The organism is Streptomyces sp. NBC_00341 (assembly GCF_041435055.1).
GTDB lineage: Bacteria > Actinomycetota > Actinomycetes > Streptomycetales > Streptomycetaceae > Streptomyces.
In genome coordinates this window covers 1995961-2020129 of the sequence record NZ_CP108002.1, presented here as the reverse complement: position 1 = coordinate 2020129, position 24169 = coordinate 1995961, and the positions used below count along the sequence as shown (strand labels likewise).

Below are 24169 nucleotides of genomic sequence, written 5' to 3'. Positions count from 1 at the left end.
CGGGCAACGCCCTCAGCTGTCGGACGGGCTCCTTCTGCGGGCCCGTCCGGTGGCGGGGAGCGTCGGGGCGCCGGGGCCGCCGCGCCCCGGGAGCCGCATCCACACCCCGTAGAGCACCAGCCCCACCGCGAGTCCGGCGCCGGCGCCGAAGCACGCGGTCGGGATGATGTCGAGCGGGGTGTCGATGTGCCCGAAGTACGCGTACCAGCGCGCGCACCGGTGAACGGTGCCCAGCACCACGCACAGGCCGATGAAGCCGGCCGCGTACCACCGCGCCCGGCGGCCCAGCACCGGTACGGACGCGGGCGCGGGCTGTCCGCCGTTGCGCCGCAGCGCGGCGACCGTGAACCGGGCGAGCACGGTCAGCGCCACTGCCGAAGTGCCGTACTGCACCAGCTGGAACACCGGGTATCCGCCCGCGTCCCGGCTGAGCACCGGCACCAGCCGCACCCCCCACCGGTCGTGGTGGGTGAACGCGTCCCAGACCACATGCGTAGCGGCGCCGATGACCGCCGACGCGACGAACCAAGCACCGTCCCGGACCCCCCACGGCCCCTGTCCGGGCCCCCGCTGGGCTCCCCGTACCAGTGCGTACACCCGGCCCTGATGCCTCTTCGGCAGCAGCGCGACCAGTGGTTCGCGCAGCAGCAGCCACAGTGCGACGGTCGCCGCGGTGATCAGGACGTCCACCGTGAACACCCCCCACACCGCGTGGGTGACTTCCCCGAACTCCATGGCGCCGGGAACGGCGGTGTCCGCGTAGTACGTGATGTCGGGGGCGAACGAACCGGCGACGAGGGCGGAGGCGACGAGTGGCCCGCGCCCCGTTCCGTCGCGGCGGAGTCCCGGCAGGACGGCTGCGGCATGGCTGAGGGTGAACGGCATGGTGGAAGTATGGGTGAGCCGCCGTCACCGGAGCGCCGCCCCCTGTACACCTTGTGATCCGGAACGTGAGAAACCGGTGAGAAGCGGTAAGGCCACTGTGTTCGGGCGGCACAAGTTGCCGTAGGGTCGCCTGAGTCCAGGCGCAGGGGAGCGCGGACGCCGACGACGGGGAGGGCCCACACGTTATGGCAGTGCAATTCGGTCGCCGACTGCGCAGAGGGGCGACCACCACTGCTGTGGCCGCCGCCGCCGTCGCCGCACTTTCCGCCTCGCAGGGCCCCGGTTCGCCCCTGGTGGCGTCCGAGGACGACCAGCCCGCAGCCGGCGCGACTCCGTCGGACGACAGCGCGGCCTCCGGCAACTCGCCCTACTTCACGGACCTGCCGCCGCTGAACACCCCGGACAAGCCCGGCACTTCCGTCGACCTGCCGGTGACGGGCAGTGCGGAATCGGGCATACCGGCGTCGATCCTGGCGGCGTACAAGAAGACCCAGCAGACCGTCGCGGGCACGGACGCCGCCTGCCGGCTGCCGTGGCAGCTCCTCGCCGCGATCGGCAAGGTCGAGTCCGGCCAGGCCCGCGGCGGCCGCGTCGACGCGCAGGGCACCACGCTCTCCCCGATCCTCGGCCCGGCCCTCAACGGCCAGGGCTTCGCCCTGATCAAGGACACCGACAACGGTGCCTACGACGGGGACTCGACGCACGACCGCGCGGTCGGCCCGATGCAGTTCATCCCGTCGACCTGGGAGACCTGGGGCCAGGACGGCAACGGCGACGGCCGCAAGGACCCCAACAACATCTACGACGCGGCCCTCGCCGCCGGGCGCTACCTCTGCGCCGGCTCCCGCGATCTGTCGCTCGCGACCAACCTGGACCAGGCGGTCCTGAGTTACAACCACTCGGACGAGTACCTGCGTACCGTCCGCTCCTGGTTCGAGTACTACAAGCGCGGCACCCACGAGGTACCGGACGGCAGCGGCGTCCTGCCCTCCGGCCTCGGCAGCGGCACGGACCGGAACCCGTCCTCCAGGCACCCCGGTGCCTCGACGTCACCCACGCCGTCACCGTCGCCGCACGGCTCGGCGACTCCGAAGCCTCCGTCGAAGCCGAGCCCCAGCCCGTCCGACCCGGGCGGCCCGGCCGACAAGCCGTCCAACCCGCCGCCGACGCCGGACCCCACGCCGTCCCAGACCCTCGCCGGGGTGAAGAACGCGGGCACCGGCCCGCTGACCGCCATGGCGGGCGACGCCTTCACCGAGCGGATCAAGGTGCGGGCGCGGAACGGCCTCGGCGGCCCGCTCGCCAAGGTCTCCGTGACCTTCGCGATCACCGGTGACACGGACGCCGCGTTCACCGGCGGGAAGCGCACCGTCATCCTCACCACCGGCGCCGACGGCACGGTCACCGCACCGGTGCTCAAGGCGGGCGAGAAGACAGGCGACTTCGCCGTGCGCGCGACGGCCACCGGCACCTCGCTGCCCGCCGTGAGCTACTCCGCGAAGGTCACCGCCCGGCAGGCCGACACGATCGCCAGGACCGGCACCGAGAAGCTGACCGCAGAGGCCGGCGCCACCTTCGACGACATCGCGTTCAAGGCGATGTACAAGAAGGCGGCCGCCCACGGCGTCGCCGTCACCGCCACCATGATCACCGACGACGAGAAGCCGGTCGAGAACGACAAGGGCCCGTACTTCGAGGAGAAGGACGGCAAGCAGGTCCGCACCCTGACGGACCTGAGCACCGACGCCGACGGCAAGCTCGTCCTCTCGAAGATCCACGCCGGTGACACCGCGGGCACGTACAAGCTGCGCCTCACCACCGCGGGCGGCGCCACCGTCGACATCGAGCTGACGGTCGAAGCGGCGGCGGAAGCCGGATCGGAGACCGGAACAGGGACCGGTACCGACGCCGGAACCGAGGCCGGGACCGAAGCGGGCGCCTGACCCGGACGTTCCACGACCACAGCAGCCCCTCCGCCGGAATCCGGCGGAGGGGCTGTTCGCTGTGGTGCCGGGTCAGGTGCTCAGCAGCCCGGCCGGGACCGCCCGGCGGCGGGCCGCCGCGACGGCGAACATGGGCGCGGAGCACACCAGGTGTTCTCATCTCGCGCCCCGGTTGCTACGGTGCCCCAGCCCTGACGCCCCATCAGTTTCCGCGCCCCGGGAGGCCGAGCATGCGTGCCCTAGTCGCCGCCGCCATCGGACTGGCCGCCGCCCTCGCCCTCGTGCTCACCATCAGCGCGGTGGGCGCACCACCCGGCGAGACCTCGCCCAAACCCCTGCTGACCACCGTCCCGGGCCCCAAGAACTAGCCGTCCGCACCGCACAGAGCCTGTTCGCACCACGGAATGCAGAGGGAGGACACCCCATGCGCCGCCGAGCCAGCCTCGTACTCCTGGCCTTCGCCGTCTTCTTCGCAGCCATGTCGCCGCTGCTGCGCTGGTACGCCTTCCCGCGGCTGGCGAAGATCCCGCCGAACCAGTACCAGGAGACGGTGCTGGAGGCGAAGCCCGCGACCCTGCTCGACTACAGCACCCTCACGGCCAAGAAGGTCGACAAGCTCACCATCGTGCAGACCCTCAAGGGCAACGTGGAGGAGTCGGAGAAGATCGAGCGCAGCGCCGGCCGCGACGTCGTCGTCTGGGACGCCCTCTCCTATGTCCAGGGCCCGGACGGCAAGATGGTCTCCAAGATCCCCGAGCGCTACATCTTCGACGCGCACAGCCAGGCCCCGGTCCACGCCACGGGTGAAATGGTCGACGGCGACCAGGTCAGCCGCGAGGGCATCGAGTACAAGTGGCCCTTCCTCACCGAGAAGCGGGACTACGAGTACTTCGACGCCCAGACCCGCACCAGCTCGCCCATCCACTACAAGGGCACCCAGACCTTCCGCGGCCTGAAGGTCTACTACTTCGAGCAGACCGTCCCGTGGACCAAGGTCCCGATGCCGAAGACGATGCCCATCAAGGGGATCACCCCGGCGCAGATCGCCAAGACCGGGATGACCCGCTGGTACACCACCAAGCGGATGTTCTGGGTCGATCCCGTCACCGGGGCGCCGGTCAACGGCGAGGAGATCCACAAGGAGGAGATGCGGAACGCGAAGGCGATGGGCATGCCCAAGGACACCGTCACCGTGTTCGCCGGGGACGTGAAGATGCGCGAGGACTACATCGCCTCGATCGTCGACCAGGTCAAGTCCCAGCGGGTGCTGGTCCTGCTGCTGACCTCGTACCTGCCCTGGGGCTTCCTCTTCCTCGGCGCCGCGCTCCTGGCCCTGTCGCTCTGGCTGGAGGCCCGCTCGCGGCGGCCCGGCACACCGAGGCCGCACGCCGTGCCCGAACCCGTCCCGGACCCGGAACCTACTCCCGCTTGAGCCGGGCCTTCGTGAACCGGGTCGCCTCCACCGTCGTCGGGTCCTCCGGCCACGGGTGCTTCGGGTAACGGCCGCGCAGCTCCGCGCGCACCGCCCTGTAGCCCTCCCGCCAGAACGACGCCAGGTCCGCCGTCACCGCGGCGGGCCGGCCGGCCGGGGAGAGCAGGTGCACCAGCACCGGTACGCCGGCCACCCTCGGGGTCTCCTGGAGCCCGAACAGCTCCTGGAGCTTCACCGCGAGCACCGGCTGCGGCCCGCCGTACTCCACTCTGATCCGCGAGCCGCTCGGCACCTCGATCCGCTCCGGGGCCAGCTCGTCCAGCCGGGCCCCCTCGCCGGTCGCCCAGGGCAGCAGCCGGCGCAGCGCCTGCCCGGCGTCGATCCCGGCCAGCGCCGAGCGGCGCCGGGCCCGCGACAGCTCGGGCTCCAGCCACTCCTCGGTACGGCTCAGCAGCGCCTCGTCCGACACGTCCGGCCAGGGCTCGCCCAGCTCCCGGTGCAGGAAGGCCAGCCGCTCCCGAAGCTGTCCGGTGTCCCGGGTCCAGCGCAGCAGGCCGAGCCCCTCCCGCCGCAGCCCCTCCACCAGGGCCTCGCGGACGAGGGCGGGGTCGGGCTGTTTCAGGGGGCGCGCGGAGAGTTCGACGGCGCCGAGGCGTTCCACCCGGCGGGCCACCACGTCGTGGCCGTCCCAGCGGACCTCCTCGCCCGCGAACCGCAGGTGTCCGGCCGCCAGGCGTGCCGTGTCCTCGTCGATGACGGCGGCGAGCCGGACCCGTGCGGACGCGGCGTGCGCCGGACGGTCCGCGACCGCGACCGCGAGCCACCCCGCGCTGCGCAGCCGTGAGCCGTCCCGCAGCTCCGCGCCCGTGCCGGACGCCATCAGGAACGTCCCCTCGCCCCGGGCCCGCGCCACCCGCTCCGGGAAGGCCAGGGCCGCCACCAGGCCCACCGCTGCGTCGTCCGGACCGGAACCGCCGCCACCGGAGCCCTTGGACGACGAGGACAGCCGCCGCACCTCCTGGCGCCAGCGGGCCGCGTAGGCGTCCTTGCCCTGGCGCGCGGTGCGCAACGCGGCCGCCAGGTCGTCCCCGTACTCCCTCGGCGGTTCCTCGCTCAGCAGCGCCACCACCTCCGCCGCCCGGCGTCCGCCGACCGAGGCCGCCCCGTCCAGCAGGGCTCTGGCCAGCCGCGGGTGCAGCCCCAGCCGGGACATCCGTACGCCTCGCTCGGTCACCCGCCCGTCCGGGCCGATCGCGCCGACCGCCGTCAGGACCTCGTGGGCGGCGCCCATCGCACCGGCCGGAGGCGCGTCGAGCAGCGCGAGCCCGGTCGCCTCCGGATCGCCCCAGCAGGCGGCCTGGAGGGCGAACGCCGCGAGGTCGGCCACCTTGATCTCGGGGGAGGGGAACCGGGCGAGCCGCCCGTCCTCCGCCTGCTCCCAGCAGCGGTAGACCGCCCCGGGCGCCTCGCGGCCGGCCCGGCCCGCGCGCTGACGGCCCGCCGCCTGCGAGGCCCGTACCGTCGTCAGCGCGCTCAGGCCCCGGGCGTGATCGGTGCGCGGCTCCCTGGCCAGCCCCGAGTCGACGACGGTCCGCACCCCCGGCACGGTCAGCGAGGACTCCGCCACCGAGGTCGCCAGCACCACCCGGCGGCCCTCGGACGAACCGGCCAGCACCGCGTCCTGCACCGCCGCCGGGGCCCGCCCGTGCACCTGGAGCACCTGGGCCGCGACCCCGGACAGCTGTCCCGCCACCCGGCCGATCTCGCCGACCCCGGGCAGGAAGCACAGGACGTCGCCGTCCCGCTCGGCCAGTGCCCGCCGCACCACGGCGGCGACATGGGTCAGCAGCGCGGGATCGACCCGCATCCCGTGCGGCGGCCGCACCGGCCGGACCGGCGGTGCCCACACCACCTCCACCGGGTGGGAGATGCCCTGCGCCTCGACCACCGGGGCGTCCCCGAGCAGTCGGGCCCAGCCCTGCGCGTCCGTCGTCGCGGACGCGGCGACCAGCCGCAGATCGGGCCGGATCGCCGCCCGTACGTCCAGGAGGAACGCGGCCACCGTGTCCGCGTCCAGATGGCGCTCGTGGCACTCGTCGATGATCACCGCGTCGACGCCGGACAGCTCCTGGTCGCGTTGGAGGCGCTGGAGCAGCACCCCGGTGGTGACCACCTCCACCACGGTGTCGGCGCCCACCACCCGCTCCCCGCGCACGGTGAACCCGACGCGCTCGCCGGTCTGCTCGCCCAGCAGCCAGGCCATCCGCCGGGCCGCCGCGCGGGCCGCGATCCGCCGGGGCTCTGCGACCACGACCCGGCGCGGCGGTCCGTCGCCGGTCAGCCCGGCCAGGACCAGCGGGACGAGGGTGGTCTTGCCGGTGCCGGGGGGCGCGCACAGGACGGCGACACCCCGGTCGTCGAGGGCCCGCCGCAGCGCGGGCACGGCGGTGCGGACGGGCAGCTGGTCCAGGGCGTCGGTGCGGATCACGGCCCCAGTCTCGTACGCTGCGCCGCCGTGCCCCGCACCGGCCGGTGTCTCAGTCGCGCTCGCAGACGAAGATGGCGGTTCCGGGGATCAGGTTGCCGCGCAGCGGCGACCAGCCGCCCCACTCCTGGCTGTTCCACTCCGGCCACTCCGGTTCCACGAGGTCGACCAGGCGGAATCCGCCCGCGATCACGTCCCGTACCCGGTCACCGAGCGTGCGGTGGTGTTCCACGTACACCGCGTCGCCGTTCTCGTCCTGCTCGACGTAGGGGGTGCGGTCGAAGTACGAGGCGGCGACGGACAGCCCCTCTGGCCCCGGCTCGTCCGGGAAGGCCCAGCGGACCGGGTGCGTGACGGAGAAGACCCAGCGGCCGCCGGGGCGCAGCACCCGGCGCACCTCGCGGAACACCTGGACCGGGTCGGCGACGAACGGCACGGCGCCGTAGGCGGAGCAGGCCAGGTCGAAGCTGCCGTCGCGGAAGGGCAGCACCCCGGCGTCGGCCTGGACCAGCGGGACGCCGCCGATCCGCAGCCCGTGCTGGAGCTGGCGGTGCGAGAGGTCGAGCGCGACCGGGCGGGCGCCCTGGGCGGCCAGCCAGCGGGAGCACTGCGCCGCGCCCGCCCCGATCTCCAGGATGTCCAGGCCCGCCAGGTCGTCCAGGGGGCCGAGCAGCCCGGCCTCCGTCTCGTCGAGGCCCTCCGGGCCCCAGACGAACCTGTCGTCGCCGAGGAAGGTCCCGTGCTCGTTCTGGTACTCGTCGGCGTTGCGGTCCCACCAGCCCCGGCTGGCCCGGCTGCTCTCGGCCACATCCGCGCCGCGGCGGGTCACCTCGGGCTCGGAGAGTTCGGGCAGCTCCGGGGTCCGGGAGCGTGCGGAGGGTTCGGCAGGGGGAATCTCTTGGCTCATCGTGCCCGTCGCTGTAGTTTGCCTTCACCCCGTCGTACGCGGTACGTACCAAGGGGGCATTTGTGGGTGGGCAACCCGTGTGTCCGGGACGTCATCGGGACCGATGTGGCCTCGGTGAACACGAGTTGTGCCGGGTATGGGGCGTTCCGCCCCTGGTGTGCGCCTTCGCGCATTGACCCTGCCCTGCTGCCCCCGTATGCTACAAGTTGCGCTGCGAGCCTGCGCGCCTCAGACCTAGCAGGCCGCGCTCGCATCTGCTGTATGTCCCCTCGGTTCACGAGGCGCCTCCCGCTCGCGGGATTCGGCGCCTCCTGGGCTGTCCGGCTTCCGCAGAGGCGATACGGGCTCACGGCGTAGCAGTAACTTCGACTCACTGTCCGTACCGGAGCCCTTTCCCACATGACGAGCAGCACCGAGACCACCGCCACCACTCCGCAGGTTGCGGTCAACGACATCGGCGACGCGGACGCGTTCCTCGCGGCCATCGACGAGACGATCAAGTACTTCAACGACGGCGACATCGTTGATGGTGTCATCGTCAAGGTTGACCGCGACGAGGTTCTCCTCGACATCGGTTACAAGACCGAAGGTGTCATCCCGAGCCGCGAGCTCTCGATCAAGCACGACGTCGACCCCAATGAGGTCGTCAAGGTCGGCGACGAGATCGAGGCCCTGGTTCTCCAGAAGGAGGACAAGGAAGGCCGCCTGATCCTCTCGAAGAAGCGCGCTCAGTACGAGCGTGCCTGGGGCACCATCGAGAAGATCAAGGAAGAAGACGGCATCGTCACCGGTACCGTCATCGAGGTCGTCAAGGGTGGTCTCATCCTCGACATCGGCCTCCGGGGCTTCCTGCCGGCGTCGCTGGTCGAGATGCGCCGCGTCCGCGACCTCCAGCCGTACGTGGGCAAGGAGCTCGAAGCCAAGATCATCGAGCTGGACAAGAACCGCAACAACGTGGTCCTGTCCCGCCGTGCCTGGCTCGAGCAGACCCAGTCCGAGGTTCGCCAGACGTTCCTCACGACCCTGCAGAAGGGTCAGGTCCGCTCCGGCGTCGTCTCCTCGATCGTCAACTTCGGTGCCTTCGTGGACCTGGGTGGCGTCGACGGTCTCGTGCACGTCTCCGAGCTGTCCTGGAAGCACATCGACCACCCCTCCGAGGTTGTCGAGGTCGGCCAGGAGGTCACCGTCGAGGTTCTCGACGTGGACATGGACCGCGAGCGTGTCTCCCTGTCGCTCAAGGCGACGCAGGAAGACCCGTGGCAGCAGTTCGCCCGGACGCACCAGATCGGGCAGGTCGTGCCCGGCAAGGTCACCAAGCTCGTTCCGTTCGGTGCGTTCGTGCGCGTCGACGAGGGCATCGAGGGCCTGGTCCACATCTCCGAGCTGGCCGAGCGCCACGTGGAGATCCCGGAGCAGGTCGTCCAGGTCAACGACGAGATCTTCGTCAAGGTCATCGACATCGACCTTGAGCGTCGTCGGATCAGCCTCTCGCTGAAGCAGGCCAACGAGTCCTTCGGTGGCGACCCGGCCTCGGTCGAGTTCGACCCGACGCTGTACGGCATGGCCGCGTCGTACGACGACCAGGGCAACTACATCTACCCCGAGGGCTTCGACCCCGAGACCAACGACTGGCTCGAGGGCTTCGAGGCTCAGCGCGAGGTCTGGGAGACCCAGTACGCCGAGGCGCAGACGCGCTTCGAGCAGCACCAGGCCCAGGTCATCAAGTCCCGCGAGGCCGACGAGGCCGCTGCTGCCGAGGGCGCTGCCGCCCCGGCCGGCGCGGCTCCGGCTGCCTCCGGCGGCAGCGGTGGCGGCGGTGGCGGTTCGTACTCCTCGGAGTCCGCGGACAACTCCGGCGCCCTGGCGTCGGACGAGGCCCTGGCTGCCCTGCGCGAGAAGCTGGCGGGCGGCCAGAGCTGACGCTCTGACCTTCCGGCCGGTCATCGGCTGCAGTAGATGACGGTGAGGCCCGTCCCCTTCGGGGGGCGGGCCTCATTCGTCGTTCCAGCAGTCGGTTTTCTACGGGGTGACGGCGATGTTGGTCAGGCCGTTGCCGCCCGTCACGGTGTTGCTCGCGTAGACCTTCGTCGGGCAACTCGCGCTGTAGTTGGTCACGTTGAACGCGATCCGCTTGTCGCCCGTCGAACCGGACAGGTCCGAGGTGTTGTCCCGGAAAACGGTTCCGCAGCCCCAGCCGCTCTGCTGGGTGTGCGTCTCGTAGCCGTTGTTGGTCGTGCGGGAGCCCCGGTTGCCCTCGACCAGCACGTCGTTGCCCTTCACGTCGACCCAGGAGTCGTCGTAGTTGGCGCCGGTCAGCCCGCTTCCGTCGAAGGTGTTGCCGGTGATCCGGGTGCCCGTGGTGCCCTCCTTGATGTCGATGTTCTCGCCGCCGACATCCGGGCCGATCGTGTTGTCCAGGATCTGCACCCGGTCGCTGTTGTCGGAGAGGTCGCCCGCCGTGCCCACGTAGACGCCCTCGCCCATGCCGCGTCCGTCGTGCCCGGTGTCGTAGATCCGTGAGTTCTTGATGACGCCGTCGCTGCTGGACTTGCGGAAGTGGACGCCCTCCATGTCGAGGTCGTGCACGGTGACCGAGTCGATGACGACGCCGTCGGCGCTGTCGGCCATGATGCCCTTCTGGCCGCCGGAGACGGTTATGCCCTTCACGGTCCAGTACGAGGCGCCGTTGAGGTGCAGCCCGTAGCCGCCGCCCGCCGTGAGGACGGCCCCGGCGGAGCCGGTCAGGGTGATCCGTGCGGCGGCGGTGCCGGGGACGGTCGCCTTGAAGTTGCCGGTGTACGTGCCGTCCGCGAGCTGGATCGTGTCGCCGGGGCCCGCCGCGGTGAGGGCCGACTTGAGCTGGGCCGCGGTGCTCACCTGGATGACCGTCGCCGCTCCGGCGGTGGCGGCCGAGGCGAGGATCAGGCCGCCGGTGGCCAGGACGGTGGAGAGCAGGGCGGGGAGCAAGGTGCGGGTGCGCATGGGGGTGCCTTCCCGTCAGGGGTTCAGGGTTCTCGTACATGAATGTGGGGCGAGTTTCTGAACGTGCTGCCCAGTGACGGTAGGGACGGGGTGATGCCGTGTCAAGGTCTGGACCATTGCGGCGCGGAGGTGTGGGGGCCGCGGGAGGCGTGAGCGGGGTGAACAGAGAGAAACGTGCGGGATACACGAGTAACTGACGGCACGTAACACGCCCTTGCCAGGATCCCGGCAACCTCAGGATCCGGACAGGAGCCGCCCCATGAACCAGACTTCGCACCACTCCTCGGTGACGCCCGGCGACAGCCGCCGCACCTTTCTGCGCAATGTCGGCATCACCGGCGGTGCGGGCGCCATGTTCGCCACCATGGGGGCCCTCGGCCTCGCCCCCACCGCCCAGGCCGCAGGCCGTGAACCCGCCTTCCGGGCCCCCAGCCAGGGGGACTTCTCGCTGACCGGCAGGGCCGCGGCCAAGGTGGTCGTCGTGGGCGGCGGTATCGCCGGTCTCGCCACCGCCTACGAGCTGGGCAAGGCGGGCTACGACGTGACGGTCCTGGAGGCCCGCGATCGCACGGGCGGCCGGAACTTCACCGTGCGCGGCGGGGATTCCACCACCGACATCCACGGCGTCCGGCAGACGGCCCGGTTCAGCGACGGCCAGTACATGAACTGCGGGCCCGGCCGGATCCCGCAGTGGATGGTCACCCTCGACTACTGTCGCGAACTCGGCGTACCCATCGAGATGTTCACCAACGTGAACGCCAACGCCTATATCTACAACGAGAAGGCAGGCATGAAGGCCCCGGTGCGCTACCGCACCGCCAAGGCCGACGTGTACGGCTATGTCGCCGAACTCCTCTCCAAGGCCACCGACAAGGGAGCGCTCGACCGGCAGATCACCGCCGACGACCAGGAACGGCTCATGGAGTTCCTGAAGGACTTCGGCGACATCGGAGACACGCTCGACTACACCGGAAGCCCCCGGCGCGGCTACCGCGTCGACCCCGCCGCCGCCGGGACCCCGGGCGAGGAGCTGGGGTCCGTACCCTCCGCGTCCGAGGTCTTCGCCAGTGGCGTCGGGCGTTACTTCGCCTTCGAGTTCGAGTACGACCAGGCGATGCTGATGTTCCAGCCGGTCGGCGGCATGGACCGGATACCCGCCGCGCTCACCCGGGCGATAGGGGAGCGCAGGATCCGTACCGGCGCGGCCGTCACGAAGATCACCGACACCCCGCACGGCGTCACCGTCACCTACAACCGGGCGGGGCGCACCCGCAGCATCGAGGCGGACTACTGCGTCGCCGCGCTGCCGCCCAACATCCTGGCCGGGACCGCCCACAACCTGGGCCCGGCCGTCCAGAGCGCGCTGGAGGCCTGCAAGCCGTCCTCGGCCGGGAAGATCGGTCTCGAGTACCGCAGCCGCTGGTGGGAGAGCGACCACCGGATCTACGGCGGCATCACCGAGACGGACATGGACCTCGCCCACATCTGGTACCCCTCCTACGGCCACCAGGGCAGGCGCGGCACCATCATCGGGTACTACAACACCGGCGCCGACGCCGACGCGTACGCCGCCCTCACCCCGGCCCGGCGGGAGGCGCGGGCCGTGGCCCAGGGCGTGAAGATCCACGGCGACAAGTACCGGACCGAACTCGCCACCTCGTTCTCCCACCACTGGCGGCAGACCCCGCACCTGGAGGCGTCCTGGCACTCACTGGCGGGCGGCCCCGACGCCCCGGTCTTCGCACCGCTCAACCGGGCGGCCGGGCGGGTCTACTTCGCCGGTGACTACCTGAGCTACGCGGACGCCTGGCAGCACGGGGCGTTCACCTCCGCACGGAAGGCGGTCACCGCACTGCACGCGCGGGTACTTGGGTAAACACCATGTGAAGGGGCACGGGAGGGAATGCCCGTGCCCCTCGGGGCGTTCTTCTTCAGGAACACAAGGAGGAGCGGTAACCGTGGCTGATCCGCAGAGTTTGTACGAATGGGACCCGAAGGGCCTGGCCGTCGTCGACATGGCGCTGGCCCAGGAGTCGGCCGGCCTGGTCATGCTCTACCACCTCGAGGGGTACATCGACGCGGGTGAGACCGGTGAGCAGATCGTCGACGGCCTGCTCGAATCGCTGCCGCACCAGGTGGTGGCCCGATTCGACCACGACCGCCTCGTCGACTACCGCGCACGGCGTCCCCTGCTGACCTTCCGGCGCGACCGCTGGACGTCGTACGAGACCCCGACGCTGGACGTCCGGGTGGTCCAGGACGCCACCGGGGCGCCGTTCCTGCTGCTGTCCGGGCCGGAGCCCGACGTGGAGTGGGAGAGGTTCGCCGCCGCCGTCGAGCAGATCGTCGAACGGCTCGGTGTCCGCCTCGCGGTCAACTTCCACGGCATCCCGATGGGCGTCCCGCACACCCGCCCCGTCGGCATCACCCCGCACGGCAACCGCACCGACCTCATGCCCGGCCACCGCAGCCCGTTCGACGAGGCGCAGGTGCCCGGTTCCGCGGAGGCCCTGGTCGAGTACCGGCTGATGGAGGCCGGACACGACGTGCTGGGTGTCGCCACCCACGTGCCGCACTACGTCGCCCGCTCCGCCTACCCCGACGCCGCGCTCACCGCGCTGGAGTCGATCACCGCCGCGACCGGACTGGTCCTGCCGGCCATCGCCCACGCACTGCGCACAGAGGCGCACCGCACCCAGACGGAGATCGACCGCCAGATCGGGCAGGGCGACGAAGAACTCGTCTCGCTGGTCGAGGGCCTGGAGCACCAGTACGACGCGGTGGCGGGTGCCGAGACCCGGGGCAATCTGGTCGCGGAACCGGTGGACCTGCCGTCCGCCGACGAGATCGGCCTCGAATTCGAACGCTTCCTGGCCGAGCGGGAGGGCGACAGCTGACCACCGGTCCCACGGCCGTCCCGCGTCCGGCCGCCGCTCCACCGCGGCGACGCGGGACGGCCGCTCCGTCCCCGCGGGCCCGGCAGACGGCGGTCTGACGCCAGGCCTTAGGCTGCCGCCATGCTGAAAGTGGGCCTGACCGGTGGAATCGGCGCCGGCAAGAGCGAAGTGTCCGCGCTGCTCGTCGGCCACGGAGCCGTCCTCGTCGACGCCGACCGGATCGCCCGCGAGGTCGTCGAACCCGGCACCCCCGGGCTCGCCGCTCTCGTCGAGGAGTTCGGCACCGGGATCCTCGCCCCGGACGGCACCCTGGACCGGCCGAAGCTCGGCTCGATCGTCTTCTCCGACACCGCACGGCTGGCCGCCCTCAACGCGATCGTCCACCCGCTGGTCGGCGCCCGCTCCGCAGAGCTGGAGCGGGCCGCGGGCACCGGCTCCGTGGTCGTCCACGACGTGCCCCTCCTCACGGAGAACGGCCTCGCACCCCTGTACGACCTGGTCATTGTCGTGGACGCAGCTCCCGCGACCCAGCTCGACCGGCTCGTGCGGCTGCGCGGGATGACGGAGGCGGACGCGCGGGCCCGGATGGCCGCGCAGGCCACCCGCGAGGAGCGGCTCGCCGTCGCGGACCTGGTCATCGACAACGACGGACCGGTCGAGGCACTGGCCCCGCAGGTCCGCGAGGTCTGGTCGGAGCTGGTGCGGCGGGCCGAGGCGGGCTGACGGACCGGAATACCCGGCCCCGGAGCGACGTTCACACCGAGGTGGCCGAGGGAAGGATGCGACTGTGCCCGAGAGGAACCCGGAAACCCACGTCATAGACTTCCGCGCGGCCGAGCAGCTGCTGGCAGCGCGCGATCCCCGGGGTGCCGTGAAGCTGCTCGACTCGGTGATCGCCTCGCACCCGGAGAACACGGCGGCCCGGCTGCTGCGCGCCCGCGCCTTCTTCGCGGCGGCCCAACTGCGCCCCGCCGAGCTCGAATTCGAACTCGTCCTGGAACGCGAGCCGGACAACGCCTTCGCGCACTTCGCACTGGCGCGCACCTTCGAGCGGGCCGGCCATCCGGAACGGGCCACCCGCCACTTCAGGCTCGCGGCGGCTCTCGACCCCAACCCGGAGTATCTGAGGGCCGCTCGCTTCGACGGCTGACGCGTGAATGCCGTCAGGCCGTCGCCGGGCCGGAAACGGTCCAGACCAGGCCCCATAGACTCAGCCGGAGCCGCAGTCGCAGCGAACTGCGCGCGGTCGTCGGTTCACTACCGGTACGCATGGCATCGCCTCTCCTACCAGCATGGACCCGCGACGGCGGAACGCGGCGAACCGACGAGAGAGTGTGGGGTGCCGGCGATGAGCGGTGCGGCGTGGGGGAACGGTTCCGTCCGAAGGGCCCGGGTCCGGGGATGTCTGCTGGGCGGGGCGATAGGCGACGCGCTGGGCAATCCGGTGGAGTTCCTGTCGCTCGCGGGGATCCGGCGGGCCCACGGCGAGCAGGGCGTACGCGGACTGACGGCCGACGAGGACGGGGTCACCGGGCGCGTCACGGACGACACCCAGATGACGCTCTTCACCGCGGAGGGCCTGATCAGGGCCCACTCCCGGGCCATGGCCAAGGGCATCGGCGGCGCCGAGACCGCGGTCATCAGGCACGCCTACCTGCGCTGGCTCGACACCCAGAACCACCCCGCACCCCCCGCCCGCGGCGGCGACGACCTGGTCCGTACCGGCTGGCTCAGGGAGCAGCCCTGGCTGTACGCGCGGCGGGCCCCCGGCAACGCGTGCCTGACCGGGCTCACGGCCGGTCACACCCCGGACCCGAGGGCCCCGCTCGGCAGTCCAGGGCCGGTCAACACCGACTCCAAGGGCTGCGGCACGGTGATGCGCTCCGCCCCCTTCGGGCTGACCGGCGGGCCCGTGGACGAGAGCTTCGGGCTGGCCGCCCGGTGCGCGCAGATCACCCACGGCCACCTCACCGGCGCCTACGCGGCCGGTGCGCTCGCGGCGGTCGTCGCCCACCTCATGGAGGGCGACTCGCTGCCCGGCGCCGTGCTGCGGGCCATGGAGCTGCTGGCCCGCCACCCCGGCCACCAGGAGACGTCCGCCGCGCTCCGGGCGGCCTTCGAGCTGGCCGGCCGGGGAGCGCCGAGCGCGGAGAAGGTGGAGTCGCTCGGCGCGGGCTGGGTGGCGGAGGAGGCGCTCGCCATCGCCGTGTACTGCGCGCTGGTCCTGCCGCGCGCGGACCAGGTGGGCGAGGCCCTGCTGCTCTCGGTCAACCACTCGGGCGACAGCGACTCCACCGGCGCCGTCTGCGGCAACCTGCTCGGCGCCCACCACGGCGACGTACACCTTCCGCCGTCCTGGCTGGTGCGCACCGAGGGGCGGGCGGTGATCGCAGAGGTGGCCGACGACCTGTCCCTGGAGTTCGAGCACGCGGTCGAGTGGCCGTCCGGCCGCTACCCCGGGTGCTGATGTGACGCCGGCCGCGCGTCAGCCGGTCAGCAGCTTGGCGCGCAGGGCCTCCACGGTCGCCGCGTCGAGCTTCAGCCCCTCGCGCACGTAGGTGTCGAAGTCGCCGTACAGGTGGTCCGCCTCGTCGAACGCGGCGCGCAGCCAGCTCAGTTCGACGGCCTCCGGGTTGCCGGTGTACTGGTTGCTGGCGAGGAAGTCCGCCTCGACCGTGGCGCGCGGGACGCCGAGGAGGGTGAGCAGGACGGCGGTGCCCCAGCCGGTCCGGTCCTTGCCGGCGCTGCAGTGGAACACCGTGGCACCCGAGGTGTTCGTGGCGACGGCCGTGACCAGGTCGTGGAACGCGTAGTCGCCGCCCACGAAGTTGACCATGAACGGGTAGCCGATGGACTGGCCCAGGTCGGACGAGCCGGAGAAGAGCCCGGCGGCGACGGCCTGGGCCAGGGTCATCAGAGCCGAGTCGTGGAAGCGGACGCCGTGGCTGAGCGAGACGACGTCCGCGACCTGGTAGGCGACACCGGCCGGCAGCCGGTCCGGGTCGTCGTGGCGCTCCATGGCGTTGCGCAGGTCCACGTCGAGCGTGAGGTGCTGGGAGACCAGCCGCTGCTGCTCGGCGGCGGTGAGGCTGTTCAGCTTCCCGGAGCGGTAGACCAGGCCGGAGCGGACCCACCGCCCGTCGGTGGTCCGGTAGCCGCCGATGTCACGGAAGTTGCGGGCGGACTCCAGGCCGAGGGACCGGTCCGCGACGACCAGCGGGCTTCCGCCGTCCGGGACCAGCCGGAAGTACCAGCGCCCGGACTCCGGGAGCGTCCCGGCGGGCACGGTCAGCGAGCCGGTGCCCGGGGCCGTCCCGACGGGGATGCCGGTGGTGGCGTCGGGGGACGTGACGGCGGTGACGGTCACCGACATGGCGGGGGAGGCCCAGGAGAGGGTGTGGCCGCCGTCGGCCGTGCGTGCGGCGGTGGCGGAGGTGAACGGTACGGCGGACTGCGCCGTAGCCGTAGCCGTAGCCGTAGCCGTAGCCGTAGCCGTAGCCGTCGTGGCGGGTGGGGCCGCGAGCGCGGACGGGGCCAGTGCCGTACCGGCGAGGAGGGCGGCCGCGACGGCGGCTCCGGCTATGCGGTGCGTGCGCATGGGTGCTCCTTGTCTGTGCCCGGCGGGCGTCCTGGCCCGCCGGTGCGGGGGAGGTGTCAGGAGGTGGGGGTGGCGGTGCACGGGGTGGTGCCGCAGACATTGATGACACGGCCGGTGGTCAGGAAGGTGGCCTTCTGCTGACGTGCGGCGGGCGAGTTGCGGGGATCCTCGTGCGGGTCGTGGCCGTACTCGGGCCCGGCGGGCGGGGTGTTGGTGAGCGGCGGCGTCGGTGTGCCGCTGTCCCACACGGTCATCGCCGTTCCCCGGTAGGGCAGGTGGCCCGGTCCGATCCGGCGGATGCCCCAGTACGGGACGGTGTCCGGGCTCCGTCCCGCGGCGAGCGCGGGGGACAGGACGCGGGCGCCGATCGTGCGCGCCTCCACCTCGGCCGCCGCGTTCGCGACCTGGTGGTCGCCGTAGGCGATGTGCAGCAGTACCTCGTGGTGGTCGGTGAGGTGGTTCGCGTACCCGTTCGTCTCGCCCCGGTCCCACACCATCTGGAACAGCTGGAGGACGAGCTGCTGGTGCAGCTTGTCCGGGTAGGACGCGTCCAGTACCTGCTGGAACGGTGCGAAGTCGGCGCTCCGGTTCAGGAGCAGTCCGTAGTTCATGGCGGTGACGCCCAGTACCCCGCGCCGGATGTCGGGCGAGGCGGCGACTAGTGCGCCGCCGAGGATGCCGCCCTGGCTGTTCCCGTCGTACGCGAGGCCGTGCCGGGTGTCGAGCAGCGGGCGGCCGCCGGCCGTGCGGAAGGCGGGGTCGCTGGTCAGCCCCTTGGCGTGGATCAGTGCGCGGCCGAGGAACAGGGCGTTCAGCATGCCCTGTTCGCTGCGTTCCGGGACGGCCGGGAAGAGGCTCGGGTCCGCGAGTCCGCCCAGCACGGTGGGGATGTCCTCCTCCGCCATCCCGATCCAGTCCGTCGCGCAGAACGTGAAGTCGTGCTCGGCCGCCATGTCCTTGACGTTGCCCGCGCCCACCTCCGAGCGGCGGCCCAGCAGCCCGTGCCCGTAGAGGGACGGGCGGGACGGGGCACGGAAGGCCGCGCGCGGGATCTCGCAGCGGAACTCCGCGGTCTGCGTGTTGCCGGGCAGGGCGCGCGGGGTGCCGTCCCGGCCCCGGTTCAGCACGGAACCGGGTGGTCCGCCCGGCAGGTTCAGATAGCTGGGTACGGTGATCCGCCCGGTGACCTCGCGGGCGATCCGGGCGTCCTGGGCGGGGGTGAGGTCGGTGACCCCGGTGACGGCGAAGCCGGGCGAGCGGTCACCGAGCCGGCGGAACGCGTCGTCGCGGATGGTGAAGAGGTCGCCGCTGAGACTACGGGTGGACGCGACGGTGAAGTCCCAGGCCAGATTGAGCCCTTCGGCCGCGACCCCGGCCCTGCGCAGGGCCGTGAGCGCGGGGCGGAGCCGGTCCTGGCGGGCGCGCAGCGGATCGTGGGCGGGAAGCCGTCGGCCGGCGACGGCGGCGAACGGGGCGGCCGCCGGGATCGTACGGCCCGTGGCCTCCTTGAGGCGGCGCAGGGCCACGGCGTAGTGGTGGCCGTCGTGGAAGTTGCGGGCGGGGTGGATCAGCAGCGCCTGCCGGTCGGGCTCTGTGGCGTTGGCGTCGAGCTCTGCCCAGTACGGCCACCGCTCACCCGTCGTGGTGTCCAGGAGGACCACGGGGGCGTCCCGGTCGAGGGAGCGGCCGATGTCGGTGAGCGGGGCCGCGCCGGTCGCGGCCAGGTCGAGCCCCGGTATCTGGGCGATCAGGGCGGAGCCGGGGGAGAAGCCGTCGGACCGGTTCCAGGCGGACGGGTCGACCGGGAGGCCGGACGCGGGGCGGGGGAGCACCGCGGTGTCGAAGGCCACCCGGCGGCCCGTGCCGCTGCCCGGGTCCGGCCGGGTGTACCAGTCGTTGGGGAACGGCAGCAGGCATTCGGCGGGTGCCAGCGGGTCGCAGCCTCCTCCCGGGGCGTGGCCCGCCCCAGCCGCGTGGGCGGGCGGGGCGAGCAGGGCGGCGGCGCCGAGCGCCGCCGCGAGCAGGCCGTTGAGCAGCCGCTGCCGCACGCGTCAGCTCCCCTGGAGGTGGGCGCCGATGATGCGGGCGTAGTTCGACTCGCCCTGCCGGTTGGGGTGCAGGGGCGCGGCGGCGGCCGTCGGCACGTACCCCTCGACCCACTTCTCTGAGGGGGCCTGGCAGGAGTCGTGGCCCTTGCTGGGCGTGGCGAGGTCGATGTACTCGGCGCCGTGCGCGGCGCTCTGCTCCGCGATCACCGTGTTCATCCGGTCGACGCTGCCCTGGAGGAAGTCGGCGTCCACCGGCAGCACGGGCTGGAGCGGCCAGCAGCCGCCGGGCCTGATGTACAGCCCGTAGCCCGTGACGATCACCCTGGCCTGCGGCGAACGCTGGTGGATCCCGTCCAGTACGGCGGCCATCCGGGGGACGAACTCCGCGATCCGCTGCCCCACCTGGTCCACCCCGCCCTCGTTGTACTTGTCCTTGCAGGGGGTGGCGGACGGGTCGAGGTTGGTGCAGTCCTGCGCGATGCCGACCAGGCCGGTGTCGTTGCCGCCGATGGTCAGGGTCACCAGATCGGTGTCCGCGCGCAGCGCGTCGAACTGGGGCGGCGCCGAGCCCATGGGGACGTCGAGCAGGGAGAGCGACTGCTTCTCCGTCATGTGCTTGGACGCGGCGCCGCTGCAGGTGACGTCGGTCAGTGAGGCGCCGAGGCTCGCCGCCAGCTCGTGCGGGTAGTTGTGCGTGGAGCGTCCGCAGGCCAAGGGGCCCGTGATGTCCGGGATGAGCGGTCCGGAGGCCATCGAGTCCCCGAGTGCGACGTACGAAGTGGTGTCGTCGGCGGCCGCCCAGGCGCCGGACGCGCCGGTGCCGACGGCCAGTCCGGCCAGCGCGAGTGCGCAGAGCGTTGATCTGACGGTCCGGCAGAATGCCTTGTTCCGGGACGAGTTCACGGCGACCTCCGATGGTGGGGGCATGGCGGGTGTCGCCGGTCATCATGCAGACTCGAACGCCGTCGTTTAACTGGTGGGTAACGCAGACTTCCGCGGGGGCTTTTGTGACGCGTGACAAAGAGCGGACCGTCGTGAGGGGCGCGAGCGCGGGACCGCGGGACTGCGGGCCGCCGCCGCTGTGCATCGCCGGACGGCCGGTCGCCGCCCAGCTGCGCGCCCGCGCACCCGCCCTGACCAGCCGCGTCGTCGACCGGCTGCTCAGCGATCTGCCGGTCTACGCGGAACTGCCCCACGAGGAGATCGCGGGCGACATCGCGGACATCGTCCAGCACAACCTGCGCCTCTTCGCCGACGTCGTCGAGCACCGCCGCCCCGCCACCGACGCCGAACTGGCCCAGCAGCGCGACTCGGCGGCCCAGCGCGCGGAGGAGGGCGTACCGCTCGACGCCATCCTCACCGCGTACCAGGTCGGCATCGCGATGTGCTGGCAGGAGACCGCCCGGGACGCGGGCCCCGCCGACCTGCCGGCCGTGCTGGAGATCATGGACCGCATCATGGTCCTCCAGCAGCAGCTGACCTCGGCGGTCAGCGGCGCCTATCTGGAGGCCCGGCAGATCCTGGACAGCCAGGAACACGGCGGCCGGCACGCCCTGATGGCCGCCCTGCTGACCGGTGAGTCCCTGGAGCTCCTCACTCAGCGCACCGGGCTGCGTCCGGCGGCCGGCTATCTGACGATGACGCTCGCGCTCGCCCCGCACCCCGACGAGGTGGGCCAGGCGCCCGGACCCGGCACCGGAGTCGCCGCCCGCCGCAAGATCCGCCGCATCCGCACGGCCCTGGACCGGTTCGCCGGCACGCCCGCGCTGACCGCGCTCGACGCCTCCGGCGGCACCGTCCTGCTGCCCGTCGCGGAGCCGCCGCCGTGGGACGGGCCCGGCGGGCTGCGCGAGCTGATCGCCGAGGCGACTTCGGCGGCCGGGGTGCCCGTCACGGCTGCGGCCGAGACCGCCGAACCGGCGGCGGTCCCGGCCGCCGTGGCCCGTAACGCCGAGATCGTCGACCTGGTCGCCCGCACCGGCCGGCCCGCCGGGCTGTACCGGCTGGCCGACGTGCTGCTGGAGTACCAGCTGAGCAGACCCAGCGAGGCGCTGCACGAACTCGCCCGGCTGCTGGGCCCGCTGGAGGCCAAGCCGGAGCTGCTGCGCACGCTGGAGACCTACCTCGGACACGGCCTGGACCGCCGGGCCGCCGCGGCGGCGCTGCACGTCCACCCCAACACCGTCGACTACCGCATCCGCCGCATCGACCGGCTGACCGGTCTCTCCCCGGCCCGCCCCGCCGACCTCCAGTACCTCAGCGCCGCGCTGGTCGCGCGCCGGTCGGTATGAGGGGAACCGGGGATGCGGACAGTTCGTTCGGGGAGATATGAGTGGACGACTGGTACGTGAGGGATATTCAGGGACGGGACCCGGCGATATCACCCCGGACGGCTGTGCGGTCGAGCTGTACACCCGGCTGTCGGTCGGTGGCGAACCCGACGTGATCGCCGGGGCGGTCCCCGCCGGATCGAGCATTCTGGAACTGGGCTGCGGGGCGGGCCGGGTGACGCACCCGCTGCTCCGGCGCGGCTTCGCGGTCACCGCGGTGGACGAGTCGGCGCAGATGCTGGAGCAGGTGCGGGGCGCGCGTACGGTGCGGAGCCCCATCGAGTCCCTGGACCTGGGTGACGAGACGTTCGACGTGGTGATGCTGGCCTCGTTCCTGGTGCACTCGGGTGACCACCAGGTGCGGGACGGGATGCTGCGGACCTGCCGGAGGTATGTGCGCGACGGCGGGGTGGTGCTCATTCAGCGCGAAGGGGAGGGCCGCCACACCGACCTGCCTCATGAGCGGGTCGACCCGGCCGGGTACACGGTCCGCATCGTCTCCTCGGAGCCGGTCGGCGACGGGGTGCATTCGGTGCACGCCCAGTACGACTTCGACGACGCGCGCTGGACGCAGACGTTCCTGTCGCGGCCACTGTCGAAGGAGCGGTTCGAGGGATATCTGGCCGCGGCCGGTCTGCGCGTGGACCGCTACCTCACCGACGACGGGGCATGGGTGCGGGCCCTGCCCGAGTAGCGGGGACCACGGACCGCAGCCGGGACTGCGGACCACGGACCGCGGGCCCGCACCGGATCCGGGGACCGGTGCGGGAGACCGGGTCAGTGCACCGTGCTGAAGCTGCGCCAGGGCAGCGAGTCGGGCGCCTTCTGGTCGGTGAACGTGGTGGGCAGATAGGTCGTACCGGGCCCGGTGCAGTCGCGGGTGCGGTACAGGATGATGTCGATCAGGGTGCCGTTCTGCACTTCCCTGGCGCCTGCGGGGGCCAGCAGGTGGCAGCCCCGTACCGAGGGGCTGTTCACCTGGATCACGGCCTGCCGCTCGGTCGTGTAGGTGACCGGACCGACCGCGGTCCGGCCGAGGCCCGAACAGCCCGCGACGGCGAGGGTCAGGAGGGCGGTCCCGGCTGCGGCGCCGAGGCGGCGTCGTCGGTTGTCGATCACGGGCATGGCAGGTCCTCGTCTGTCTCGTCCGGCTCATCCGTACGCGCTCCGTCACGTGCCCCCGTACGCCACGGGGGTACGTGCTCACGCTGGTCACCTTGCCCGCTCGCCGCCCGCCCGGCATCCGGGAGACCGCCGAGCGGGCTACCGGCGCGCGGAACGCGCTGCACGAGAACGGCGGGGCGGAGGTTCGCCTGCTGTCGAATCAGGGCATACCGTGGTATTAGCGTCTTAATTGGCGCGGAGTGAGTGTTCGGTGTTTCCGGCTGGCAGGGGGCCGTCATGGTCCAGGTGCTCTTGACCGCTTTGGTTGTGGTGGTCCTGGCGGGTGTCGCCTACACGGTGGCCGCCGCCCGGGTCGTCAAGCAGTACGAGCGGGGTGTGGTGCTCAGATTCGGCCGGCTCCGCAACGACGTACGAGGCCCCGGGTTCACCATGGTGCTCCCCGGCGTGGACCGGCTGCGCAAGGTCAACATGCAGATCGTGACGATGCCCGTGCCGGCCCAGGACGGGATCACCCGGGACAACGTCACCGTGCGGGTGGACGCGGTCATCTACTTCAAGGTGGTCGACGCGTCGAGCGCGGTCGTCGAGGTGGAGGACTACCGGTTCGCCGTCTCGCAGATGGCGCAGACGTCCCTGCGTTCGATCATCGGCAAGAGCGATCTGGACGATCTGCTGTCCAACCGGGAGAAGCTGAACCAGGGCCTGGAGCTGATGATCGACAGCCCCGCGGTCGGCTGGGGCGTACAGATCGACCGGGTGGAAATCAAGGACGTCTCGCTTCCGGAGACGATGAAACGCTCCATGGCGCGTCAGGCGGAGGCGGACCGTGAGAGGCGCGCCCGGGTCATCAACGCCGATGCGGAGCTCCAGGCGTCGAAGAAGCTGTCCCAGGCGGCAGCCGAGATGTCCTCCCAGCCCGCGGCGCTGCAGCTGAGGCTGCTCCAGACCGTGGTGGCGGTGGCCGCGGAGAAGAACTCCACCCTGGTGCTGCCGTTCCCGGTGGAGCTGCTCCGCTTCCTGGAACGGGCCCAGCAGCCGACAGCGCCGGAGGCCGTGGGCTCCCCGCCGCAGGTGCCGAAGGCCCCGGCCGGCACGGCGCCGCCGGTGGAGTCGGCGGAGCCCGTGAAGCCCGTGGAGCCTGTGGAGTCGGCGGAGGTCGCGGAGGCCGTGGAGCCTGTGGAGTCGGCGGAGGTCGCGGAGGCCGTGGAGTCGGCGGAGGCAGTGCCTTCGTCCTCGGCTCCGGCCACACCCTCGCCCGCGCCTCCGTCTCCGGCGCCCGGCCCGGCGCGGACGGCCCCCGCGCCGAAGCAGGCCCCGGCCGCCGCGAGCCCCCGGCCCCGGCCCCGTCCCGCACCCACCGGCTCGAAGCCCGCACCCACCGGCTCGAAGCCCGCACCCACCGGCTCGAAGCCCGCACCCACCGGCTCGAAGCCCGCACCCAATGGTTCGAAGCCCGCGCCCAAGGGCTCGAAGCCGTTCGCCAGGCACTGACGACACCGCCCACCGGCCCGCCGCCGTACCCCGCCCGGACAGCGGG

At 72.2% G+C, this 24169-nt stretch carries 20 protein-coding genes and 1 pseudogene; 12 read left to right on the top strand and 9 right to left on the bottom strand.

Annotated features, from left to right (window positions below):
• Positions 1-12 precede the first annotated feature (12 nt).
• On the bottom strand, positions 13-885 hold the full coding sequence (locus OG892_RS09005) for a DUF4184 family protein (protein ID WP_371628869.1): 873 nt from the start codon (positions 883-885) through the stop codon (positions 13-15).
• Positions 886-1070: 185 nt separating this feature from the next.
• Here OG892_RS09005 and OG892_RS09000 point away from each other — a divergent pair, with 185 nt between their 5' ends.
• From OG892_RS09000 to OG892_RS08990, 3 genes are all read left to right on the top strand, one after another.
• Complete coding sequence (locus OG892_RS09000) at positions 1071-2828, top strand: lytic transglycosylase domain-containing protein (protein ID WP_073735449.1); 1758 nt, start codon at positions 1071-1073, stop codon at positions 2826-2828.
• Between the two features lie 230 nt (positions 2829-3058).
• On the top strand, positions 3059-3196 hold the full coding sequence (locus OG892_RS08995; RefSeq protein WP_123469382.1) for an SPW_0924 family protein: 138 nt from the start codon (positions 3059-3061) through the stop codon (positions 3194-3196).
• Positions 3197-3252: 56 nt separating this feature from the next.
• Positions 3253-4260, top strand: coding sequence for a DUF3068 domain-containing protein (locus tag OG892_RS08990; protein ID WP_073735448.1), 1008 nt, complete (start codon positions 3253-3255; stop codon positions 4258-4260).
• On the opposite strand, the gene hrpB is transcribed toward OG892_RS08990, so the two are convergent.
• Together hrpB and OG892_RS08980 are read right to left on the bottom strand one after the other, a co-directional pair.
• Positions 4247-6748 (bottom strand): ATP-dependent helicase HrpB, encoded by a 2502-nt coding sequence (gene hrpB, locus OG892_RS08985; RefSeq protein WP_371628868.1) that lies wholly within the window; start codon positions 6746-6748, stop codon positions 4247-4249. The genes OG892_RS08990 and hrpB overlap by 14 nt on opposite strands.
• A 49-nt stretch (positions 6749-6797) precedes the next feature.
• Entirely contained in the window at positions 6798-7652 is an 855-nt protein-coding gene (locus tag OG892_RS08980) for a class I SAM-dependent methyltransferase (RefSeq protein WP_073735446.1), read from the bottom strand.
• Between the two features lie 399 nt (positions 7653-8051).
• Here OG892_RS08980 and rpsA point away from each other — a divergent pair, with 399 nt between their 5' ends.
• Entirely contained in the window at positions 8052-9572 is a 1521-nt protein-coding gene (gene rpsA, locus OG892_RS08975; RefSeq protein ID WP_024493912.1) for a 30S ribosomal protein S1, read from the top strand.
• A 99-nt stretch (positions 9573-9671) separates the two neighbouring features.
• Here the strand turns inward: rpsA and OG892_RS08970 are convergent, their stop codons facing one another.
• Positions 9672-10634 carry a right-handed parallel beta-helix repeat-containing protein gene (locus tag OG892_RS08970; protein WP_073735444.1) on the bottom strand — a complete coding sequence of 321 codons (963 nt, stop codon included), beginning with the start codon at positions 10632-10634 and terminating at the stop codon, positions 9672-9674.
• A gap of 352 nt (positions 10635-10986) precedes the next feature.
• Here OG892_RS08970 and OG892_RS08965 point away from each other — a divergent pair, with 352 nt between their 5' ends.
• The 4 genes from OG892_RS08965 to OG892_RS08950 all read left to right on the top strand — a co-directional run bounded on the left by OG892_RS08965 (position 10987) and on the right by OG892_RS08950 (position 14681).
• The gene (locus OG892_RS08965; RefSeq protein ID WP_371631601.1) at positions 10987-12510 is read left to right on the top strand and encodes a flavin monoamine oxidase family protein; all 1524 of its coding nucleotides are present in this window, start codon (positions 10987-10989) and stop codon (positions 12508-12510) included.
• A gap of 82 nt (positions 12511-12592) precedes the next feature.
• Positions 12593-13531, top strand: a complete 939-nt coding sequence (locus OG892_RS08960) for a PAC2 family protein (RefSeq protein WP_199884394.1) — start codon at positions 12593-12595, stop codon at positions 13529-13531.
• Between the two features lie 120 nt (positions 13532-13651).
• Positions 13652-14254, top strand: coding sequence for a dephospho-CoA kinase (gene coaE, locus OG892_RS08955; RefSeq protein WP_371628867.1), 603 nt, complete (start codon positions 13652-13654; stop codon positions 14252-14254).
• 64 nt (positions 14255-14318) lie between these two features.
• On the top strand, positions 14319-14681 hold the full coding sequence (locus OG892_RS08950) for a tetratricopeptide repeat protein (RefSeq protein ID WP_024492382.1): 363 nt from the start codon (positions 14319-14321) through the stop codon (positions 14679-14681).
• A 22-nt stretch (positions 14682-14703) separates the two neighbouring features.
• Here the strand turns inward: OG892_RS08950 and OG892_RS08945 are convergent.
• Positions 14704-14802, bottom strand: a pseudogene (locus OG892_RS08945) (DUF6343 family protein); the annotation flags it as partial.
• Positions 14803-14879: 77 nt separating this feature from the next.
• On the opposite strand from OG892_RS08945, the gene OG892_RS08940 reads away from it, so the two are divergent.
• Positions 14880-15998, top strand: coding sequence for an ADP-ribosylglycohydrolase family protein (locus OG892_RS08940; RefSeq protein WP_371628866.1), 1119 nt, complete (start codon positions 14880-14882; stop codon positions 15996-15998).
• An 18-nt stretch (positions 15999-16016) separates the two neighbouring features.
• On the opposite strand, the gene OG892_RS08935 is transcribed toward OG892_RS08940, so the two are convergent.
• From OG892_RS08935 to OG892_RS08925, 3 genes are read right to left on the bottom strand one after another with little or no spacing between them, the layout of a single operon-like run.
• On the bottom strand, positions 16017-17129 hold the full coding sequence (locus OG892_RS08935) for a tyrosine-protein phosphatase (protein WP_371628865.1): 1113 nt from the start codon (positions 17127-17129) through the stop codon (positions 16017-16019).
• 56 nt (positions 17130-17185) lie between these two features.
• Complete coding sequence (locus tag OG892_RS08930) at positions 17186-19177, bottom strand: hypothetical protein (RefSeq protein ID WP_371628864.1); 1992 nt, start codon at positions 19175-19177, stop codon at positions 17186-17188.
• Positions 19178-19180: 3 nt separating this feature from the next.
• Positions 19181-20080: an SGNH/GDSL hydrolase family protein gene (locus OG892_RS08925; RefSeq protein ID WP_328867425.1), complete on the bottom strand. Its 900-nt coding sequence runs from the start codon at positions 20078-20080 to the stop codon at positions 19181-19183.
• A 176-nt stretch (positions 20081-20256) separates the two neighbouring features.
• Here OG892_RS08925 and OG892_RS08920 point away from each other — a divergent pair, with 176 nt between their 5' ends.
• Together OG892_RS08920 and OG892_RS08915 are read left to right on the top strand one after the other, a co-directional pair.
• Positions 20257-21468, top strand: a complete 1212-nt coding sequence (locus OG892_RS08920; protein WP_073735641.1) for a helix-turn-helix domain-containing protein — start codon at positions 20257-20259, stop codon at positions 21466-21468.
• Between the two features lie 37 nt (positions 21469-21505).
• On the top strand, positions 21506-22201 hold the full coding sequence (locus tag OG892_RS08915; protein WP_371628863.1) for a class I SAM-dependent methyltransferase: 696 nt from the start codon (positions 21506-21508) through the stop codon (positions 22199-22201).
• An 83-nt stretch (positions 22202-22284) separates the two neighbouring features.
• Here the strand turns inward: OG892_RS08915 and OG892_RS08910 are convergent, their stop codons facing one another.
• Positions 22285-22632 (bottom strand): hypothetical protein, encoded by a 348-nt coding sequence (locus tag OG892_RS08910; RefSeq protein ID WP_073735436.1) that lies wholly within the window; start codon positions 22630-22632, stop codon positions 22285-22287.
• A gap of 276 nt (positions 22633-22908) precedes the next feature.
• Here OG892_RS08910 and OG892_RS08905 point away from each other — a divergent pair, with 276 nt between their 5' ends.
• Positions 22909-24123: an SPFH domain-containing protein gene (locus OG892_RS08905; protein WP_371628862.1), complete on the top strand. Its 1215-nt coding sequence runs from the start codon at positions 22909-22911 to the stop codon at positions 24121-24123.
• The last annotated feature ends 46 nt before the right edge of the window (positions 24124-24169 follow it).

What these genes read in the sequence shown, in the direction of transcription:
- OG892_RS09005 (WP_371628869.1), bottom strand. Translation starts at nt 885, where the DNA reads ATGCCGTTCACCCTCAGCCATGCCGCAGCCGTCCTGCCGGGACTCCGC.
- OG892_RS09000 (WP_073735449.1), top strand. Translation starts at nt 1,071, where the DNA reads ATGGCAGTGCAATTCGGTCGCCGACTGCGCAGAGGGGCGACCACCACT.
- OG892_RS08995 (WP_123469382.1), top strand. Translation starts at nt 3,059, where the DNA reads ATGCGTGCCCTAGTCGCCGCCGCCATCGGACTGGCCGCCGCCCTCGCC.
- OG892_RS08990 (WP_073735448.1), top strand. Translation starts at nt 3,253, where the DNA reads ATGCGCCGCCGAGCCAGCCTCGTACTCCTGGCCTTCGCCGTCTTCTTC.
- OG892_RS08980 (WP_073735446.1), bottom strand. Translation starts at nt 7,652, where the DNA reads ATGAGCCAAGAGATTCCCCCTGCCGAACCCTCCGCACGCTCCCGGACC.
- rpsA (WP_024493912.1), top strand. Translation starts at nt 8,052, where the DNA reads ATGACGAGCAGCACCGAGACCACCGCCACCACTCCGCAGGTTGCGGTC.
- OG892_RS08970 (WP_073735444.1), bottom strand. Translation starts at nt 10,634, where the DNA reads ATGCGCACCCGCACCTTGCTCCCCGCCCTGCTCTCCACCGTCCTGGCC.
- OG892_RS08965 (WP_371631601.1), top strand. Translation starts at nt 10,987, where the DNA reads ATGTTCGCCACCATGGGGGCCCTCGGCCTCGCCCCCACCGCCCAGGCC.
- coaE (WP_371628867.1), top strand. Translation starts at nt 13,652, where the DNA reads ATGCTGAAAGTGGGCCTGACCGGTGGAATCGGCGCCGGCAAGAGCGAA.
- OG892_RS08940 (WP_371628866.1), top strand. Translation starts at nt 14,880, where the DNA reads ATGAGCGGTGCGGCGTGGGGGAACGGTTCCGTCCGAAGGGCCCGGGTC.
- OG892_RS08935 (WP_371628865.1), bottom strand. Translation starts at nt 17,129, where the DNA reads ATGCGCACGCACCGCATAGCCGGAGCCGCCGTCGCGGCCGCCCTCCTC.
- OG892_RS08915 (WP_371628863.1), top strand. Translation starts at nt 21,506, where the DNA reads ATGAGTGGACGACTGGTACGTGAGGGATATTCAGGGACGGGACCCGGC.
- OG892_RS08910 (WP_073735436.1), bottom strand. Translation starts at nt 22,632, where the DNA reads ATGCCCGTGATCGACAACCGACGACGCCGCCTCGGCGCCGCAGCCGGG.
- OG892_RS08905 (WP_371628862.1), top strand. Translation starts at nt 22,909, where the DNA reads ATGGTCCAGGTGCTCTTGACCGCTTTGGTTGTGGTGGTCCTGGCGGGT.